The sequence below is a fragment of the Nocardioides sp. NPDC057577 genome (assembly GCF_042801335.1).
Lineage (GTDB): Bacteria > Actinomycetota > Actinomycetes > Propionibacteriales > Nocardioidaceae > Nocardioides.
Window position 1 is genome coordinate 1 of the sequence record NZ_JBHVGB010000380.1, and the last position, 1,014, is coordinate 1,014.

The window sequence follows — 1,014 nt, forward strand, 5'->3', positions numbered from 1 at the left end:
CGCTGGACGACTCCACCCCGTACGACGGCGTGAAGCGCGTTCCGCCGGGGCACGCACTGATCCTGCGCGCCGGGGCCCGCGAGATCGCCGGGTACGAGCCGGTGGCCTCGCTCGCCGTCGCCGCCCCCCAGGCCGACCCGGTGAGCGCGGTCGAAGGCGTACGCGACGCGCTCGTCGAAGCCGTACGCGCGCGGCTCACGGCCCCGCGCCACGCTCCGGAGACCCTGCCGCCCGACCCGGGGCCCGTGCCCGGCATGGGTCCCGCCGAACGCCGTGCGGCCCGGGGGGCGCCCGTCCCCGGTATCGGCGCCGACCTCTCCGGCGGCAGCGCCTCCGCCACTCTCGCGCTGCTCGCCTCGGGACTGCCCGGGCTGCCGGGCACCGTGCTCGGCCACGGGACGGGCGCGGGCGAACGCCTGCTGGCCGTCACGTTCAACGACCTCTCCGCACCGGGCCGCGAGGACGAGATGGAGCGGGCCAGGGCCATCGCCGCCAACCCCCGTCTGCACCACGTGGTCGTGGCGGCCGGCGAGGAGGCGCTGCCCTACGCGTCACTGGAGAGCGGCCCGCTCACCGACGAACCCGCCCCCTCCCTGGTCGTCGCCGAACGCCACCGCCGCCGGCTGTCCGCGGGCAGCGCGGACCACTTCGTCGGCCACGGCGCACGGCAGGTCCTGGACGCGCACCCGGCACGGCTGGCCGACCTCCTCATGGACCGGCGCAGACGTCACCTCCTGCGGCCCGTCGCCGCGCTCGCCCGGGCCGAAGGCCCCTCCACCCACTCCCTGTTCGTCCCGCTGGCCGTCTACCGGGCGGCCCGTCGGCTGGCCCGTACGTCCTACCGCACCGGGCTGGAGACGGCCGCGTCCCTGCTGCCCGACGCCAACCGGGACGCCCCCGACCTCGACACCCCGGCCGATGCCTCGCTCGCCTCCCTCGCCTGGTCACGGCCGGGACCTGCCGCCCGGTGGCTCACCGGGGAGGCCCTCGCGGAGGTATCGGTCCGTCTCCAGG

General features: G+C 77.5%; 1 protein-coding gene. It reads left to right on the top strand.

Features of this window, described 5'->3' with window-relative positions; translation table 11 throughout:
- On the top strand, positions 1-1,014 hold a 1,014-nt coding region (locus ACFU7D_RS29950), incomplete at both ends, for a hypothetical protein (protein ID WP_378874222.1).